The sequence below is a fragment of the Bradyrhizobium sp. P2_E8 genome (assembly GCF_056403875.1).
Genome location: NZ_JBFUES010001839.1, coordinates 1 through 636, shown reverse-complemented (window position 1 = coordinate 636; position 636 = coordinate 1). Strand labels below are relative to the sequence as shown.

General features: G+C 67.3%; 1 protein-coding gene. It reads left to right on the top strand.

Features of this window, described 5'->3' with window-relative positions; all coding sequences use genetic code 11:
- On the top strand, positions 1-636 hold a 636-nt coding region (locus AC1D00_RS44210; protein WP_477015089.1), incomplete at both ends, for a type 2 periplasmic-binding domain-containing protein.

Below are 636 nucleotides of genomic sequence, written 5' to 3'. Positions count from 1 at the left end.
GCCTGCCCTGCTTCTCCCAATGCGCTCCCCCTCCAGGCGGATCCGCGCGATCCTTGCCCTCGCCGCCCTGGTCCTGTCCGCCGCGCCGGCCGTGGCGCAGGTCAGCTGGCGGATGACCACGGAATATCCGCAAAACAACATTTCCGGGATCGGCCTCACCACTTTCGCCGATCGGGTGGCGGCACGCACAAACGGTTTCGTGACCGTGGCCAATGCCTTCGACAACGAGCTCAAGATCAACTCGGGCGAGATGCCGCGCGCTGCGCTCGACGGCCGGATCGCGGGCGGCGATGCCTTTGCGGGCGCGCTGTCCGGCCTCGACCCGGTGCTCGGGCTTTCGACCCTGCCCTTCCTGGTGCAATCGGCCGACGTCGCCCGCGCCACCAATGCGCGGGCACGTCCGCTCTACGAAAAGGCGTTCGCCGCCCGCGGTCTCAAGCTGCTCTATCTGACGATCTGGCCGGCGACGGGCCTCTGGTCGGATCATGCGCTCGCAGGCGCCGACGATCTGCCCAAGCTGAACCTGCGGGCCTATGATGCCAATTCCAGCGCGGTGATGCGCACGGCCGGGGCCAATGCGCAGTTCCTGCCGATGGACAAAGCGCTCGCCGGATTGAAGGAGCACCAGTTGAATGC